The organism is Nakamurella sp. GG22, from assembly GCF_052976845.2.
The window spans coordinates 128,819-143,418 of record NZ_JBRIIO020000001.1 but is presented as its reverse complement, the minus strand read 5'-3'; the positions used below and the strand labels follow the sequence as shown (position 1 = coordinate 143,418).

Sequence of the window (14,600 nt, the reverse complement as noted above, 5' to 3'; positions counted from 1 at the left end):
TTCGGGTTCAGGGCTGCCGAGCGGTCGGCCGGAGGGGTACCGCGGTGGCCGGGCGAAGGCTGACCGCTGCGATCAACGGCAGGGACGTCATATCCGTTTCCAGCCGGAACGCCTGCAGGATGGTCGCGAGCACCAGCGGCGCCTCGAGCAGCGCCAACTGCATCCCGACGCAGGTGTGCGGACCGGCCCCGAACGGAATCCAGGCGTGGCGGTGACCGCCGGGTGATGTGCCCTGCGGAACGTCGAACCTGGTGGGATCGAAGACATCCGGATCCGGCCACACCCGGGACGATCTGTGCACCACGAACGGCGAGATCACCACATCCGCGCCGGCGGGGATGCGATATCCGCCGATCACGTCCTCCCGTTCGACATGCCGCCCGATGCTGTGGGCCGACGGGTAGAGCCGCATGGTCTCCCGCACCGCGCGGTCGGTCCAGGTCAGTCGGGCGATGTCCGCGGCTGTCGGCGGCCGATCGCCCAGCACCTCGTCGATCTCCTGCTGAAGCTGTTGCTGCCAGTGCTCCGAGCGGGAGAGCTCGAACAGCGCGCAGGCCAGTGCCGTGGCGGTGGTCTCGTGCCCGGCGAGCATGAAGATCAAGATCTGGTCGGCGACCTCCTGGTCGCTGAGCCGGTCGGCCGCGTTCTCGTCGTCGCGCGCGCTCAACAGCAGACCGAGCATGTCCTGGGTCGGTTCGGCGGTCGGCCGCGCACGCCGCGCGGCAACGATGTCGGCGACAACGCGACGAATGTCGGCCACGCCCGCCGCCAGCTTCCGGTTGCCCGGCGTCGGTGCCCACATCGGCAATGCATGGGGCATGAGTCCGCGGCGCAGCAGTGCCTCGTTGACGAAGGAGGCGACCATGATGCGCGGAATCGCGTTGGTCATGTCGGCGCCGAAAAGAATTCGGCCGATGATCCGCGAGGTGACGCCGATCATCTCCGCATGAGCGTCGACAATGCCGCCGTTCGCGGCGACGTCCGCCCATCTTTCCTTCAGGCTCGAGGCCTCGTCCATCATGATTTCCGCGTATTCCCCGGTGATCCGGCGGGGCGTGAAAACCGGAGCCAGAAAGCGGCGCTGACGACGCCATTGCTCCCCTTCACTGGTCAGCATCCCGTTTCCGAGCGCGGTGCGGACGACGCCGTAGGTGGAGGTCCGCTTGGTGTAGAGGTCCGGCTGTCCCAGCACCTGGGTGACGGCGTCGGGTGAGCAGACGCTGTAGAAAACCCGCCGCCACCCCGGCGGGCCGGCGCTGATCCGGGCGACGTCACCGACCTCCCGGCTCGCGCGGAGGACGGTGCCGAGGAAGTCCCGTTGGAGTTCGACCGCCGCGCCGATGACGGGCGCGCTGCGCAGGGCCGGTACCTGCCTGGGCTGCTTTTCCAGCAGTTGTTCACCCATCGCGTCCCCCCGTGCCGAGAGCTCTCGTCCCAGCTTCGCATGCGCCCTTTCCAGCACCAAGGGTGAATGGGAACCTGTTGATCCGGTCGTGGCTCAGGGGGTGCGGCGGCGGAGGGTGCCCGCGCCCAGGGCGATCAGCGCGACGACGAAGCCGGCGACAACGGCAACGTCGCGGAGCACATCCGCGGTGCCGTTCGGGTCGGCGGTGATGGTCTGCATCGCATCGACGGCATACGACAGCGGCAGGACATTCGAGATCCATTGCAGCACATCAGGAAGTTGATCCCGCGGCACCAGTAAGCCGCACAACAGGAATTGCGGCAGAACGAATGCGGGAAGGAACTGGACCGCCTGGAATTCGGTGGCAGCGAACGCCGACAGGAACAATCCCAGCGCGGTCCCGAGTATCGCGTCGACCACGGCGACGAGCAGCAGCAGCCAGGCCGCACCGGCAACGTCGAGACCCAGCACCAGGAGCGCGAACGCCGAGGCCACCGAGGCCTGCACCGCCGCCAGCAGGCCGAACGCCAGCGCGTAGCCGCCGATCAGATCGCCCTTGGCGAGCGGCATCGCCAGCAGTCGTTCCAACGTGCCGGACTGCCGCTCGCGCAACGTTGCGATGCTGGTGACCAGGAACATCGTCAGGAACGGGAAGATGCCGAGCAGCGGCGCGCCGATCGCGTCGAACACAGGGGTGTTCAGATAGATCCAGGCGAGCAGGCCCATCAGGACGCACGGCACGACGAGCAGCAGCACCACGGTGCGCCGGTCGTGCCGGATCTGCGCCAGCACCCGGCCCGCGGTCGCGAAGGTGAGCGTGGCGGTCATGACGACTGTCCTTCCGCTGCGGCAGTTCCGGTGTTCGCCGACGGGGGAGTCGTCGGTTGATCCGCGGCCGCCGCCCGGTCGACAAGCGTCAGGAAGGCCTGATCCGCGTCGGTGGTCCCGGTCGCGGCGAAGACCCCGGCCAGGGTATCGTCCGCCAGCACGGCTCCCGCCCGCATCAGCAGCAGCCGATCGCAGCGGACCGCCTCGTCCATGACGTGGCTGGACACCAGCAGCGTGACCCCGCTCTCGGACAGCGTGCGGAAGATTGCCCACAGATCGCGGCGCAGCACGGGGTCGAGCCCGACTGTCGGTTCGTCGAGGACCAGCACGTCCGGCGTGCCGACCAGCGCCGCGGCGAGGGACACCCGGGAGATCTGCCCGCCGGAGAGGTTGCCGGCGCGTGCGGTCGCGTGATCGGTCAGGTCCACCAGCCCGAGCAACCTGGTGACCTCGTCATCGAGTCCCTTGCGCGGAATCCCGATCACCTGCGCGAAGTAGCGCAGGTTCTGCGCGATGGTCAGGTCCTGGTACACGCTGGGCGCCTGGGTGAGGTAACCGATCCGCGACCTCAGGCCCGCACTGCCGGCCGCCTCGCCGAGGACCTCGACGGTGCCGGACGCCACATTCTGGACCCCGACGATCGAACGCATCAGCGTCGTCTTGCCGCACCCGCTGGGTCCGAGCAACCCGACCAGCTGGCCGGTCGGAACTGTCAGCGACAGGTCGTGGATCACCGGTCGCCCGCCGCGCACCACCCGCAGGTGATCGATGCGGATGGCGGCGTCCCCACGATGACGAGGCATGTGATGAAACTAGCGCCGGCCACCCTGCGGGGGCTTCTTCAGCGGTTGTCCTTGCGGGCCTGACGGCGGGCTCCCGCCGCCGCCGACGAAGCGTTGCGCTTCTTGCGGGCCGGGGTCTTCGGGCGCTTGTCGGCGGCCCGGTCGGCCGGTCGGGTGCCGGCCTTGCCCTTCGGTGCGCTCGACCGGACTCTTGGATCGCCGCTGACGGCGCTCGCAGCCGCCAGTCGTTCGACCCGCAACGCTGTCGCACTGCGCCGGGCGACGGTCGCAAGGCGGCGGCTGACCCTGGCCAGGGCGTCCTCGAGTGCCTCCGCGCGGTCCCTGTTGCGTTGATTCGACGGTCGCGCGCCACCCCTGGTGCCGGTGGACTGCACGCGCTCCGCCGCGCTGCGCCGGTAGTTCTTGGAATGCTTGTTCCGTGCCCGTCGCACCCGGGCGTGAAGGTCGAGAAGTTCATCCTCGTCAAGGGTTTCCATGTTGCGGCGCTTCGTCTCGATCAGCAGGGCGGCGTCCTTCTCGCTCAGCGACCGCAGTACCGACTGCTTCATGACGAATCCCTCTCGACGTTGAACGACAGAAATACACCGTAACGCCCAAAATGCCGCGCTGCCGAGCCCGGTCGGCAGTCCGTCGGTTCCTCAGTGGGACACGGGACACGGGACACGGGACACGGGACACGGGACACGGTACGCCGGACGCCGGTGCGGTGACGGCTCGCTGCAACGCCTGTCGTCACGAACCAACCTCCGCGGCCGTTGGTTCGTCACCACAGAGGTTGTTCCGACACGTCGGCAGACGCCTCCTCGACGCCTGCCGAAATCTCCCGAGGATTGCCGCAACGCTCCGGACGTCGCACCCTCGACGGTGGGCGGGACCAGGAAAATCCCGTTTCGGGGGTAGACTGAGGCCAACTAAGGAGAAACTATGTCCGTCGAGACGATGAGCCGCAGAATCAGCACCATAGAGCAAACCTGGAAGGACGCCACGCAGGTCGGGCGCGAAGGTTATGTCGAGGAATTGTCAGAGATTTCAACCGGTCTGGGATCGGTGACCGGCCCGGAGGCGGAAAGAGCAGAATGGCTGACGCGCCGGCTGAATAGAGTCGTCCGCAATATCGACGCGGCGAAGTAGCCTTTCTTCCAGCAATAGCTGGCACGATTTTCAGCGGGCCCGTGCAATGCGCGCGGGTACCGCTTTCATTTTTCTTGGTACCGCCGGCTCGGTGATATTCGGCCCGAGCCCGGGCCGCTCGAGCGCACCGGATCCAGCGTGGCCTCCGCCGGACTGGGCGTCGCGGTCGAATCGTGGTCCACGGGCGTTTGTCGTCTCCGGAACCCGCCCGGACCGGCATCGGGCGCGGATTGCGGATCTTCCGCACGCACCGACATCGTTCGGACCGGGATATGGGCGGACGTCGAGATGCTCACCGCAGCAACCGATCTCGCCCGTGACGCCGGCGCATCCGCCTTCACTGCCATCGGTGGCCGGAGCGTCATAGCATCGGCAGTCGGTGGTCCTGAATTGACGCGGTCTCGGGTCCATCGACGACCTGTCAGTGAGATGGCTGGCGCCACCCCGTTAGGGTGCTGACTCAGGCACGGACGGCGGGGCCGTCCCACGATCGGGTCAGGGGCATCGATGATCTTCATCACCGGCACGTTCAAGGCCAGGCCCGAGTACGTGGAGGGCCGGCTGGAGATCCCGGCCGGCGACTGACACCACCGCACCGTGGCACGACGCCGGAAAGCGGGTCTTCCCGCTGCTGTGTTCCAGGCCTTCCTACCGCCTGTTGCAAGGAAGAAGCGCCGTCGCCCCGCGCCGGCGACCGTCGCCCGCCCCAGGTCCCTGCGGAGCGCACCACTCGGGACACCGTCCCGCCCGGCCGCCTCTCGCTCGCCTGCCGCCATTGGCAAGGGCAGTTGGCGGCACGGGAGATTCACCGGTGCGGCCGGGTCACGCGCGTACCGCCTCTACGTCCCCCGAGGGATCCGTCGCACGGCGAAGGTGCCGTTGCTGGTCGCGCTGCACGGATGCGGGCAGGACGGCCTCGATTTCGCCGCCGGCACCCGGTTCAACGACCTCGCGGACCGGCACCAGTTCGTGGTGGTCTACCCGGAGCAGAGCGGCACCCACAACGGCCAACGCTGCTGGAACTGGTTCCGGCCGGCGCACCAATCCAGGGGAGCGGGGGAGCCCGCGATCATTGCCGGGATCGTCCGCAAGGTCGTGCAGGAGGCTTCGCCGTGGCGGATCGACCCGTCCCGGATCTACGTCGCCGGCATCTCCGCGGGGGGCGCGATGGCGGTCGTGCTCGCCGCGACCTATCCCGAGCTCTTCGCGGCGGTGGGGGTGCATTCCGCCCCGCCGTACCGGTCGGCGTCCGGTCCGGCCAACGCGCTCGCAGCGATGCGCGGCGCCGGCACCCTCACTGCGGCCGAACACGGTCCGCTGCAACCGATGCCGCCGATGGTGGTCTTCCAGGGCACGGCCGACAGCACCGTCCGGGCGACCAACGGGCAGCGGGTCGCGGACCAGTGGTTGACGTCCCGGACGGGCCCAGGAGGGGCCGGTGGGCCCCAGCCCGGAGGGCGTGCACATCCGCCGGTCGGTGCACATCCGCCGGTCGGTCCGCATCCGCCGGTCGGTCCACATCCGCCGGTCGGTCCACCCAGGACCACGACGGCTGTGCCGGTCCGGCCGGTTTCCGCCCGGAGCCGGCGCGGCTACCGGGTCAGCAGGTGGTACGCCGGGGGACGCAAAGTGCTCGAGTTGTGGCTCGTCGAGGGCCTGGGCCATGCCTGGTCAGGCGGATCCGCAGCCGGCTCCTACAGCGATCAGCGGGGACCGCGGGCGAGCACGGAGATGTGGAAGTTCTTCGCATCGCACCGGTCCACGACAGCGGATGCCGAACTCGCCGGGTAGGTCAGCCGGCGCGTGAGGCCACGAGCCTGTCGATGCTCGCACGCAGTGCCTCCTGCTGGGCCGTCAGCGCCTGGATCTGCGTCGTGAGGGCGGCGACCGTGTCGCTCAGAGATGTCACCTCATCCACCATCTCGTCCTCGGAGGCGACGCCAGCGTGCTGGTCCGCGTCGTCATCACCCGCGTCGTCATCACCCGCGTCGTCATCGCGCGCGTCGGTCATCGTCTGCGCGGCCGCGTCCGGTGCAGCGTCGACGCTTTGCCCGTCCGTCGCCTCCGCTGCCGGAGCCCCGGACATCGACATGGCGCGCTTGAGCCGGAGTCGGCGTTGCTTGCGGGCTTCGGCGCGGTCTGCCTTTGCCTGATCGTCGCGCGCCTGTTCCTTGCGGCTCACGAACCAGGCCGCGACGGTTGCCGAGACCGTGCCGATGAGGCCGATCCCGACGACCATGATCACCGAGGCGATCAGCCGCCCGATATGGGTCACCGGATACGTGTCGCCGTAGCCGACGGTGGTCGTGGTGACGATCGCCCACCAGAACGCCACACCCAGGCTGGTGATGTTGGCGTTCGGCGCGCCCGATTCCACCCGCCACTCCAGGACGGCGCCGCTGACCACCACGACGACGACGATCGTGAACAAGGAGCCTGCGATCTTTTCCATGGAGATCGTCCGGAAGGACTTCCGCAGCAGCAGGACGACGCGAACCACCCGGAGCATGGGCAGCAGTACCATCACCAGGTCCAGCTTGTGTGTGCGGATGAACGGCCAGCGCTCCGGGGAAAGAACGAGCCGGACGATGTAGTCGACGGCGAACGCCAGCCAGATCAGCAGCGACACCGCCGTGGTCCAAGGCTGAAACCATGACGGCCCGTTGTCCACCAGTCGCTCCCCGAGGAAGTCGACCAGAAAGACCAGCGCCAGCACGTCCAACGGGCGGGTCGTCGCCGCGACCCACTTCCGGTATAGCTCGGCCCGGCGCTGCGTGCGCCGGCGTTTCGGCGCTTCCGGCGTGATGACGTGTGCAGCGGTGCTCGTGTCGGTCACTTTTCCTCCAGGGCTCTGCGCACATCGTGCGTGCCCGCGACAATCCACTCAAATCGTTGCGAAGGTATTGCCGGATCGGCAGGGGCTAAGTAGAGTAAGACCATGCCGGGTGCGAATGTCCAGTTGACGCGGGCCACACGTGGGGTGCTCGTGGAACTGGTCGCCGATCCGGCGGCGGAGCACCACGTGACGCAGTTGGTCACCGGGACAGGGCTCTCGGCCGGGGAGATCTACCCGGTGCTTGCGAGGCTGGAAGCCGTTCACTGGTTGGAAAGCGGCTGGGACCCACCGACAACCAAACAGCAGGGCTGGCCGCGTCGACGGCACTACCGGCTCAGTGCCGATGGCCTGGCGATGGCCCGGGGCGCACTTGCGAGTGCCGCCGCAGTTCCCCGCGGGCGATTGCGGCCCGCTGCAGACACAGCCTGACAAGGCTGTCCCCCATCGTTGCGGCCGGAGCTCCCTCGGACTTCGGCCTCCGCTCGAGAGGCGTGACTGTGATGGATGTCGTCGAGGATCCGACCCTGCAGAGCCATTGGCGGTGCCGGCTGGGCCGTCATCACTATCGGCAGGTGCAGGACGACAACCCCGAGATGCGCGGGCACTCGTACCTGCGGTGCGATCGTTGCGGCAAACCGAAGGATCCCCCGGAGTACGGCAAGCCGAGTTGGCAAAACGTGTTCCCCGGTTTCTGAGCAACTTTCCGCCGCCATGATCGGACCCCGGCCCCACCTCCCCGCGCGATTGCTGCTCGGGGTTGTGGTGCTGGTGCTGCCGGCGGCATCGAGGGACCGCTACCGGGAGGAGTTCCGGTCGGAGCTGGCCGAACTCGGGGGGATGTCGCAGGTCTTCCAGGCCGGGACGTTGCTGGTTGGGTCGTTCTCACTGCGCAAGGCTTTGCGTCAGGTGGACGTCATCGAGGATCTGACAGTGGGAAAGAGCTGGCGCTGCCGGCTCGGACGTCATCACTATCTGCCGGCGCAGGACGACAACCCCGAGATGCGGGGGCGTCATTACTTGCGTTGCGACCGTTGTGGCAAGCCGAAGGACAAGGACGAATACGGTCCCATGCCGGGGACAGCCCTTGGTGTCGCGGGCGTGTGATTGTCGGCGCGCTGCATCTGAAGCTCCAACTACCCGAAGGCGTCGGCCGCCACGCCATCCTGCATTTCATGACGTGAAGGGTTGAACCGGTGATCGGTCCGCAACCGCAGCCGTTCGCAAGAATCCTTCTGGCGGTGGTCATCCGCGTACTTCCGGCGGCGTCGAGGGACCGCTACCGGGAGGAGTTCCGGGCGGAGCTCGCCGAATTGTCGTGGTCATCGCAGGTCTTCCAGGCGGGGACGTTGCTGGTGGGGTCGTTCTCGTTGCGCAAGGCGTTGCGCCAGGTGGACGTCATCGATGACTTGACCGTGACCAAGAGCTGGCGGTGCAGGCTCAGGCTTCATCACTACCTGCCGGTGCAGGACGACAACCCGGAGATGCGAGGTCGCGCGTACCTGCGGTGCGATCGGTGTGGCAAGCCCAAAGATCCGCCGGAATACGGCGCGCCCCCGCCAACGGGGATGGCCTTCAACGGAACTGTTGGTGGAGGCGGTTGATCCGTTGACCGGTCCGCAGCGGCATCCGCCGTCCAGCCGACCAGCTACGTAGCATAAGACCGTGCCCGACTCCCAGCCCCGCATGACGCAGACGACCCAGGCCGTCCTGCGGGCCCTGCTGGATCGCCGCACCGAGGACGTGTACGGGCTGGAGATCTGCGGGGCCACCGGTCTGCCGAGCGGGACCGTGCACCCGATCCTGGCCCGCTTCGAGGCGCTGGGCTGGCTACGGTCTTCGTGGGAAGAGGTCGACCCACGCGAAAAGGGCCGCCCCCGCCGCCGGTACTACCGGCTGACTGCGGATGGGGCGGCCCTTGCGAGTGATGCCCTGGCGAAGGCCTATCAGGCCCGAACCAGGATCATCACCCGACTTCGTCCTGCCGGCGAGCTGTCATAGGTCGACCGGCAGAGGTTGGTGACGCTATTTGTGCAGCGCCGGGATGATCATGTAGACGCCATACACGGCGATCGCTCCGGCGAGTGCGAGGAAAAGGTACCCGGCGGCGGTGGTCAGAATGGCGGCCGCTCCGCCCTTCGCCCGGTTGGACGAACTCAATGCTCCGACGCCGAGTGAGAACAGGCTCACGATGCCGATCGCACCTACCAGGGTCACCAGGGCGACGAGCCCGAGAGCGTCCCATTTGATTGTCATGACTGCGGACCCTTCGAGGACGTGTCGGTGCTGACCGGCTGATGGCTGGCGGTGGGCTGGGAGATGATGATGGGGGTGATGCCGTCGGCAGACGGTGCGCCGGCCATTGCCAGCTCCTCGTCCTTCGAGCGGCCCAGTTTCACCTTGACGACGACGTCATCGGTGACGTTGTGCGAGGTGACGGCGGTACGGCGGGAGATCTTCACGATCACAGCGGTTCCGGCGATCAGCGCAGCGAGAACGATGATGACGCCGATGGTGCCCCGCAGTGCGATCGCGGAGGCGATGCCGCCGAAGATCGCGGCAGCAGGAAGAGTGAGCAGCCAGCCGTAGAACATCTTGCGTGCCGTCCCCCAGCGCACCTTCTTGATGTTCCGGCCGGCACCGCTACCGATGACCGAGCCGGAGCACACCTGGGTGGTGGAGAGACCGAAGCCCATGTGAGCGGAGGCGAGGATCGCGACCGTCGATGTGGTCTCGGCGGCGAAGCCCTGTGCGGGATGCAGATCGACCAGGCCCTTGCCCATCGTCCGCATGATCCGCCAGCCGCCGGAGTAAGTGCCCGCACCGATCGCCAGGCCGGCTGCTGCGATGACCCAGGTCTGTGGACCGCTACCGGCTGCCTGGTAGCCGCCGGTGATCAGCACCAGGGTGATGACGCCCATGGTCTTCTGTCCGTCGGAGGTGCCGTGGGCGAGCGCGATCATCGAACCCGAGATCGTCTGCGCCCGGCGGTACCAGCCGGCGGCCGGCTCGTCATCGGCCCGCTTGAAAAACTTCCCGATCAGGAAGATCGCCGTCGCGGCTGCGAGGCCGGCCACCAGCGGCGCCATCACGGCGGGGAGCAGGATCTTCGAGACGATGACCGAGGGGTTCACGCCGGAGATGCCCGCCCCGACGAGAACGGCGCCGATCAGCCCGCCGAACAACGCGTGCGACGAGCTGGACGGGAGTCCGAACAACCAGGTGGTCAGGTTCCACAGGATCGCAGCGACCAGTCCGGCGAAGATCATCGTCGGGGTGATGAACGCGTCGTTGACCATGCCACCGGAGATCGTCTTGGCCACCTCCGTGGAGAGGAAGGCGCCGACGACGTTGAGGATCGCGGCGATCAGCACCGCGGTGCGAGGCCGGAGTGCACCGGTCGCAACGGAGGTGGCCATCGCGTTCGCACTGTCGTGGAAGCCGTTGGTGAAGTCGAAGAACAGGGCGGTCACAACCACGATCGAGACGATGAAAAGGGTGGTTGTCATGGAGTACCCGCCAGCCACTCGAAGTGCGTCATGGTCGCTTCTATCCACCGTTTCTGGGTTGAGGCCGAGGGTGCGGGACTCGTTAATACTCTGTTCATGACCACTGTCCGTACAGGGTCCTTTGTCCCGTTTCAGTCCCGTTCCGTCACCGTATCCCTGGCGGGTCATCCCGTCATTACCCGATCAGGATCAGGTCGACCACCGTCCACAACGATCGCCCGCCCACACTCATTCCTGCGTTGTGCGAGAGCCGATCTCGACGTAATGAGGGTTGTACATCACCCCGAGAATGTTGTCGAACGGATCGATGACGGCCGCCGTGACGAAATCGTCACCACGGTCCGTCACAGGCTGGAATTCGGTTGCTCCGCGTGACACCAACGAGGCGAGCGCGGCAGCGACGTCATCGACGTGCCAGTACACGACCGCACCTCCCGGCGCCCCCGGTTCGCCGGCGGGGGCGTAGCGGCGGTCGATGATGCCCAGCTCGTCCTCGTCGCGGCCGATCCGGAACTCGATGTAACCGGGCATCTGGAAGTAGGCATCGATACCCAGGAGATCGGTGTACCACTGCCGCGCCGCCTCGAGGTCGGCTGCGTAGAAGGAGATGGTGGCCAGGCCCTGCAACATGGCGGTTCCTTTCTTCGAACCCGGCGACTTTCGCCGATATTGCACAGCATTCCGGCCAAAGTGCTCACGTCATGAGCACTTTGCAGGAGAGAATTCCGCCATGCGCGCGGACCGGTTGGTGGCAGTGCTGCTGCTGATGCAGTCCAGAGGCCGGGTGACCGCCGCCCAGCTTGCGGCCGAACTCGAGGTGTCGACCGCGACCGCCCGCCGCGATCTGGAGGCACTGTCCGCAGCCGGCGTCCCCGTCTACCCGCAACCGGGCCGCGGCGGCGGATGGTCGCTGGTCGGCGGTGCGCGGACCGATCTCACCGGGTTGACCGCCCCCGAGGCCAGGGCGTTGTTCCTGCTCGTCGGACCGGCCGCCGCGCTGTCACCACAGGCGAAAGCGGCGCTCCGCAAGCTGGTCCGGGCACTTCCCGACACCTTCAGGGCGGACGCCGAGGCCGCGTCGGACGCTGTCGTCATCGACCCGGCCGGTTGGGGCGAGCGTGATCGTCCCCGGACGGCGCTGGTGGACGCGTTGCAGGAGGGCGTGGTTCGCAGGCGCAAGCTGCGGCTGACGTACACCAACCGGGCCGGCCGCCGGTCCGAGAGAACGGTCGATCCGCTCGGCCTCGTCGACAAGGACGAGACCTGGTATCTGCTGGCAGGGACCAACAAGGGTCAACGGACCTTCCGGGTGGACCGGGTCGTCGAAGTGGTCCTCACCGATGTCCCCGCGGACCGGCCGGCCGATTTCCAGCTCTCGGAAGCCTGGGACCGGGTCGTCGACGAGATCGAACTGCGTCGCTCGACGGACTCGGCAACGGTGCTGATCCAGCAGCGGTTCGCCGGTGTGCTGCGGTCGCAGTTCGGGCGGCACTGCGTCGTGCTGGGGTCGCTGCCCGACGGCCGCACCAGGATCCGGGTGGCCGCTCCGACTCCGTTGATGATCGCGCAGCAGCTTGCGGGCTGGGGCGACCTCGTCGAGGTGGAGGAGTCCGCGGCGGTTCGGGCGCAGCTCGCCCGCCTCGGCGCCGAGCTCGTCGACCGCAACGCCGTCCCGCAGGAACAGCGGTGACCCCGAGGGACCGACGGACGCTCAGTTCGACGGGCGATGCGCGGCCCGGTGCTGCTGCGGGCTGATGCCGCGCACCCTCTTGAAGGCCGAACTGAGCGCGAAGGGATTCGCGTACCCGACCTGACGCGCGACCGATGCCAGGGTGGCCTCGGGCTCCAGCAGCAGATCGGCCGCCAGGTCCAGCCGCCAGGTGGTCAGGAACGTCATCGGCGGCTGGCCGGCCAGCTCGCCGAACCTGCGGGCGAACACCGCCCGTGAGACACCCGTCGCGGCAGCCAGATTCCCCACCGTCCACGGTCGCGACGGCGCGTTCTGCATCAGCCGCACCGCCTTTCCGACGACGGGATCCGTCGTCGCCCGATACCAGCCCGGCTCGTCCGCCCCGTGCCCGGCGAACCACTCACGCAACCCGGCGACCAGCAGCAGGTCGAGCAGGCGGTCGAGGACTGCCTCCTGGCCCGGCCGGTCGAAGGTCGCTTCACGTTCGACGAGCGCGACCAGCGGCTGGTCCCACTGGTCCGCTCGCAGCGTCACCAACGGAGGCAGCGCAGCGAACAGATGCCGCCCGATCTCATGGTGCTGGGTGTAGGTACCGGTGATCATCACGACCTGACCCGCGGGATCGTTTCCCCAGGTCCGCATCCCGAGGCTCGCGATGTCCACCAGTTCGTGCCCGTCCACCGTCGTGCAGCGTTGCCCGGGATGGATCACCGCCTGCGGGGCGATGCCCTCCTCGCTGGCGATCGTGTACGCGTCGGGTCCACGCAGCACGGCGACGTCGCCGGGCCGGAGAACGTCGGCGGGCGCCGAGTCCGGCTGGATGTGCGCGGAGCCGGCGGCCATCGCGACCACCGTGAGCGGCGCCCGGTCCTGGATCCGGAGCGACCACGGCGGGCGCATCACCGACCGCAACACGAATGCGCCGCGGGCGCGGGGGCCGTCCAGCAGGCCGACGACGGAGTCCATTCGGTGAGCGTAGACGCGGACGTATGTTTTCAAGCGTCCTGGCCATGGATCGTCTTGCACTCGGCCGGTGGAATGTCTTCATGGACGCTCACCGGACCCACAGGACAACGACTCTCGTACTCGGCGGAACCGGCCGCACCGGCCGTCGGGTGATGGAACGGCTGCACGGCCGCGGCGTGCCGACCCGGGTCGGTTCGCGCCGCGGCGACCCGCCCTTCGACTGGCACGACGCCGCAACCTGGGACCGGGTGCTCGACGGCGTACGCGCCGTGTACCTCTGCTACCACCCCGACCTCGCCGTTCCGGGCGCCGCCGACACCGTTGGCGCATTCGCCCGGTCCGCTGTCGGTGCCGGTGTCTCCCGGAGGGTGCTGCTGGCCGGCCGAGGGGAGGAGGAAGCCGAACGCGCGGAAGATCTCGTCCGTGCGGCGGCCAGCGGTACGCACGCCACGGTCACCGTGGTGCGGGCGAGCTGGTTCGCGCAGAACTTCAGCGAGGGGTTCTTCCGCGACGACCTGCTCGCCGGGGAACTCGCCGTCCCGGTCGGGGATGTTCTGGAACCTTTCGTCGACGTCGACGATGTCGGCGATGTGGCGGCCGCAGCACTGACCGACGACCGGCACGCCGGCCGGGTGTACGACGTGACGGGTCCGCGGCTGATCACGTTCGGTCAGGCGGTCGCCGAGATCGCAGCCGCCACCGGTATTCCTGCCCGAACCCGCGCCGTTGCCCTCGACGAGTACACCGCGGCCATGGCTGCCGCCGGCGTGCCGCCGGAGGTGACAGAGCTGATGGCCTACCTGTTCACCGACGTCCTGGACGGGCGGAACAGCGTCATCGGCGACGGGGTCGAGCGCGCGCTCGGCCGGCCCGCCCGCGATTTCTGTGACTTCGTCAGGCGCGCCGCGGCGGCCGGCGGCTGGGATGACAAGCCTGCAGTCGTGCGATGAGCACAGCAGCGCAGTCCGTCCTTGTCACGGTGACGGCGTTGGGCAGCGCAACCGTGGGTGGCGTCTTCTTCGCCTTCGACGCGTTCGTCCTGCACGCCCTGGCCGCTCTCCCGGACGGTCGCGGCGCGCAGGCGATGCGCTCGATCAACGTCTCCGCCGTGCGGCCGGCACTGATGATCGCGTTGTTCGGCACCGCGGCGCTGGCCGTCGGGGTCGGCGTGCTTGCCGTGCAGGCCGACGACAGCATGCGTGGGGTGCTGCTCGGTGCCGGCGCGGCCGCCTACCTGTTCGGGACGCTGCTGACCACCATGGTGCGGAACGTGCCGCTGAACAATGCGCTCGCGGCGGCGGACGGTGCTGCCGGCTGGGCCGGCTATCTCGTGCGGTGGAGGAGGGCGAACCGGCTCAGGATGGTGTTCGCCATCGCCGCGGCGGCGGTCCTGCTGGCCGGGCTGCTGCGCTGATGTCGATGGCGCTGGCGTCGG

Annotated in this window: 19 protein-coding genes; 10 read left to right on the top strand and 9 right to left on the bottom strand. The window is 68.2% G+C overall.

Annotated features, from left to right (window positions below):
- Positions 1 to 7 precede the first annotated feature (7 nt).
- From ACVBEQ_RS00705 to ACVBEQ_RS00690, 4 genes are all read right to left on the bottom strand, one after another.
- Positions 8 to 1,405 carry a cytochrome P450 gene (locus ACVBEQ_RS00705; protein WP_447151491.1) on the bottom strand — a complete coding sequence of 466 codons (1,398 nt, stop codon included), beginning with the start codon at positions 1,403 to 1,405 and terminating at the stop codon, positions 8 to 10.
- A 93-nt stretch (positions 1,406 to 1,498) separates the two neighbouring features.
- Positions 1,499 to 2,233: an ABC transporter permease gene (locus tag ACVBEQ_RS00700; RefSeq protein ID WP_447151490.1), complete on the bottom strand. Its 735-nt coding sequence runs from the start codon at positions 2,231 to 2,233 to the stop codon at positions 1,499 to 1,501.
- Positions 2,230 to 3,036 (bottom strand): ABC transporter ATP-binding protein, encoded by an 807-nt coding sequence (locus ACVBEQ_RS00695; RefSeq protein WP_447151489.1) that lies wholly within the window; start codon positions 3,034 to 3,036, stop codon positions 2,230 to 2,232. Before ACVBEQ_RS00695 ends, ACVBEQ_RS00700 begins: the two co-directional genes overlap by 4 nt.
- Before the next feature lie 38 nt (positions 3,037 to 3,074).
- Positions 3,075 to 3,584, bottom strand: coding sequence for a hypothetical protein (locus ACVBEQ_RS00690; protein WP_447151488.1), 510 nt, complete (start codon positions 3,582 to 3,584; stop codon positions 3,075 to 3,077).
- 376 nt (positions 3,585 to 3,960) lie between these two features.
- Between ACVBEQ_RS00690 and ACVBEQ_RS00685 the strand changes: the two genes are divergently transcribed.
- The gene (locus ACVBEQ_RS00685) at positions 3,961 to 4,167 is read left to right on the top strand and encodes a hypothetical protein (RefSeq protein ID WP_447151487.1); all 207 of its coding nucleotides are present in this window, start codon (positions 3,961 to 3,963) and stop codon (positions 4,165 to 4,167) included.
- A 597-nt stretch (positions 4,168 to 4,764) separates the two neighbouring features.
- Positions 4,765 to 5,958: an extracellular catalytic domain type 1 short-chain-length polyhydroxyalkanoate depolymerase gene (locus ACVBEQ_RS00680; protein ID WP_447151486.1), complete on the top strand. Its 1,194-nt coding sequence runs from the start codon at positions 4,765 to 4,767 to the stop codon at positions 5,956 to 5,958.
- Between the two features lies 1 nt (position 5,959).
- Here ACVBEQ_RS00680 and ACVBEQ_RS00675 read toward each other — a convergent pair whose 3' ends face one another.
- Positions 5,960 to 7,003 carry a potassium channel family protein gene (locus ACVBEQ_RS00675; protein WP_447151485.1) on the bottom strand — a complete coding sequence of 348 codons (1,044 nt, stop codon included), beginning with the start codon at positions 7,001 to 7,003 and terminating at the stop codon, positions 5,960 to 5,962.
- A 102-nt stretch (positions 7,004 to 7,105) separates the two neighbouring features.
- On the opposite strand from ACVBEQ_RS00675, the gene ACVBEQ_RS00670 reads away from it, so the two are divergent.
- The 5 genes from ACVBEQ_RS00670 (at position 7,106) to ACVBEQ_RS00650 (ending at position 9,001) form a co-directional block, all read left to right on the top strand.
- Positions 7,106 to 7,432, top strand: coding sequence for a PadR family transcriptional regulator (locus tag ACVBEQ_RS00670; RefSeq protein ID WP_447151484.1), 327 nt, complete (start codon positions 7,106 to 7,108; stop codon positions 7,430 to 7,432).
- Positions 7,433 to 7,494: 62 nt separating this feature from the next.
- On the top strand, positions 7,495 to 7,698 hold the full coding sequence (locus ACVBEQ_RS00665; RefSeq protein WP_447151483.1) for a hypothetical protein: 204 nt from the start codon (positions 7,495 to 7,497) through the stop codon (positions 7,696 to 7,698).
- Positions 7,699 to 7,714: 16 nt separating this feature from the next.
- Positions 7,715 to 8,107 carry a hypothetical protein gene (locus ACVBEQ_RS00660; protein ID WP_447151482.1) on the top strand — a complete coding sequence of 131 codons (393 nt, stop codon included), beginning with the start codon at positions 7,715 to 7,717 and terminating at the stop codon, positions 8,105 to 8,107.
- 89 nt (positions 8,108 to 8,196) lie between these two features.
- Positions 8,197 to 8,604: a hypothetical protein gene (locus ACVBEQ_RS00655; RefSeq protein ID WP_447151481.1), complete on the top strand. Its 408-nt coding sequence runs from the start codon at positions 8,197 to 8,199 to the stop codon at positions 8,602 to 8,604.
- Between the two features lie 61 nt (positions 8,605 to 8,665).
- Positions 8,666 to 9,001: a PadR family transcriptional regulator gene (locus ACVBEQ_RS00650; RefSeq protein ID WP_447151480.1), complete on the top strand. Its 336-nt coding sequence runs from the start codon at positions 8,666 to 8,668 to the stop codon at positions 8,999 to 9,001.
- A 24-nt stretch (positions 9,002 to 9,025) separates the two neighbouring features.
- Here ACVBEQ_RS00650 and ACVBEQ_RS00645 read toward each other — a convergent pair whose 3' ends face one another.
- The 3 genes from ACVBEQ_RS00645 to ACVBEQ_RS00635 form a co-directional block, all read right to left on the bottom strand.
- A complete protein-coding gene (locus ACVBEQ_RS00645; RefSeq protein WP_447151479.1) occupies positions 9,026 to 9,256 on the bottom strand; it encodes a hypothetical protein in 231 nt (76 codons plus the stop codon).
- Positions 9,253 to 10,509, bottom strand: coding sequence for an inorganic phosphate transporter (locus tag ACVBEQ_RS00640; RefSeq protein WP_447151478.1), 1,257 nt, complete (start codon positions 10,507 to 10,509; stop codon positions 9,253 to 9,255). The genes ACVBEQ_RS00645 and ACVBEQ_RS00640 overlap by 4 nt, the downstream gene beginning before the upstream one ends.
- 228 nt (positions 10,510 to 10,737) lie before the next feature.
- Positions 10,738 to 11,139: a VOC family protein gene (locus ACVBEQ_RS00635; RefSeq protein ID WP_447151477.1), complete on the bottom strand. Its 402-nt coding sequence runs from the start codon at positions 11,137 to 11,139 to the stop codon at positions 10,738 to 10,740.
- 100 nt (positions 11,140 to 11,239) lie between these two features.
- Here ACVBEQ_RS00635 and ACVBEQ_RS00630 point away from each other — a divergent pair, with 100 nt between their 5' ends.
- Complete coding sequence (locus tag ACVBEQ_RS00630) at positions 11,240 to 12,199, top strand: helix-turn-helix transcriptional regulator (protein WP_447151476.1); 960 nt, start codon at positions 11,240 to 11,242, stop codon at positions 12,197 to 12,199.
- Between the two features lie 21 nt (positions 12,200 to 12,220).
- On the opposite strand, the gene ACVBEQ_RS00625 is transcribed toward ACVBEQ_RS00630, so the two are convergent.
- Positions 12,221 to 13,165 carry an AraC family transcriptional regulator gene (locus ACVBEQ_RS00625; protein WP_447151475.1) on the bottom strand — a complete coding sequence of 315 codons (945 nt, stop codon included), beginning with the start codon at positions 13,163 to 13,165 and terminating at the stop codon, positions 12,221 to 12,223.
- Between the two features lie 44 nt (positions 13,166 to 13,209).
- Here ACVBEQ_RS00625 and ACVBEQ_RS00620 point away from each other — a divergent pair, with 44 nt between their 5' ends.
- Both ACVBEQ_RS00620 and ACVBEQ_RS00615 read left to right on the top strand, forming a co-directional pair.
- Positions 13,210 to 14,115, top strand: a complete 906-nt coding sequence (locus ACVBEQ_RS00620; RefSeq protein ID WP_447151474.1) for a Rossmann-fold NAD(P)-binding domain-containing protein — start codon at positions 13,210 to 13,212, stop codon at positions 14,113 to 14,115.
- Positions 14,112 to 14,579, top strand: a complete 468-nt coding sequence (locus ACVBEQ_RS00615) for an anthrone oxygenase family protein (RefSeq protein WP_447151473.1) — start codon at positions 14,112 to 14,114, stop codon at positions 14,577 to 14,579. Before ACVBEQ_RS00620 ends, ACVBEQ_RS00615 begins: the two co-directional genes overlap by 4 nt.
- Positions 14,580 to 14,600 lie beyond the last annotated feature (21 nt).

What these genes read in the sequence shown, in the direction of transcription:
- ACVBEQ_RS00705 (WP_447151491.1), bottom strand. Translation starts at nt 1,405, where the DNA reads ATGGGTGAACAACTGCTGGAAAAGCAGCCCAGGCAGGTACCGGCCCTG.
- ACVBEQ_RS00700 (WP_447151490.1), bottom strand. Translation starts at nt 2,233, where the DNA reads ATGACCGCCACGCTCACCTTCGCGACCGCGGGCCGGGTGCTGGCGCAG.
- ACVBEQ_RS00695 (WP_447151489.1), bottom strand. Translation starts at nt 3,036, where the DNA reads ATGCCTCGTCATCGTGGGGACGCCGCCATCCGCATCGATCACCTGCGG.
- ACVBEQ_RS00690 (WP_447151488.1), bottom strand. Translation starts at nt 3,584, where the DNA reads ATGAAGCAGTCGGTACTGCGGTCGCTGAGCGAGAAGGACGCCGCCCTG.
- ACVBEQ_RS00685 (WP_447151487.1), top strand. Translation starts at nt 3,961, where the DNA reads ATGTCCGTCGAGACGATGAGCCGCAGAATCAGCACCATAGAGCAAACC.
- ACVBEQ_RS00670 (WP_447151484.1), top strand. Translation starts at nt 7,106, where the DNA reads ATGCCGGGTGCGAATGTCCAGTTGACGCGGGCCACACGTGGGGTGCTC.
- ACVBEQ_RS00660 (WP_447151482.1), top strand. Translation starts at nt 7,715, where the DNA reads ATGATCGGACCCCGGCCCCACCTCCCCGCGCGATTGCTGCTCGGGGTT.
- ACVBEQ_RS00645 (WP_447151479.1), bottom strand. Translation starts at nt 9,256, where the DNA reads ATGACAATCAAATGGGACGCTCTCGGGCTCGTCGCCCTGGTGACCCTG.
- ACVBEQ_RS00640 (WP_447151478.1), bottom strand. Translation starts at nt 10,509, where the DNA reads ATGACAACCACCCTTTTCATCGTCTCGATCGTGGTTGTGACCGCCCTG.
- ACVBEQ_RS00635 (WP_447151477.1), bottom strand. Translation starts at nt 11,139, where the DNA reads ATGTTGCAGGGCCTGGCCACCATCTCCTTCTACGCAGCCGACCTCGAG.
- ACVBEQ_RS00630 (WP_447151476.1), top strand. Translation starts at nt 11,240, where the DNA reads ATGCGCGCGGACCGGTTGGTGGCAGTGCTGCTGCTGATGCAGTCCAGA.
- ACVBEQ_RS00625 (WP_447151475.1), bottom strand. Translation starts at nt 13,165, where the DNA reads ATGGACTCCGTCGTCGGCCTGCTGGACGGCCCCCGCGCCCGCGGCGCA.
- ACVBEQ_RS00620 (WP_447151474.1), top strand. Translation starts at nt 13,210, where the DNA reads ATGGATCGTCTTGCACTCGGCCGGTGGAATGTCTTCATGGACGCTCAC.
- ACVBEQ_RS00615 (WP_447151473.1), top strand. Translation starts at nt 14,112, where the DNA reads ATGAGCACAGCAGCGCAGTCCGTCCTTGTCACGGTGACGGCGTTGGGC.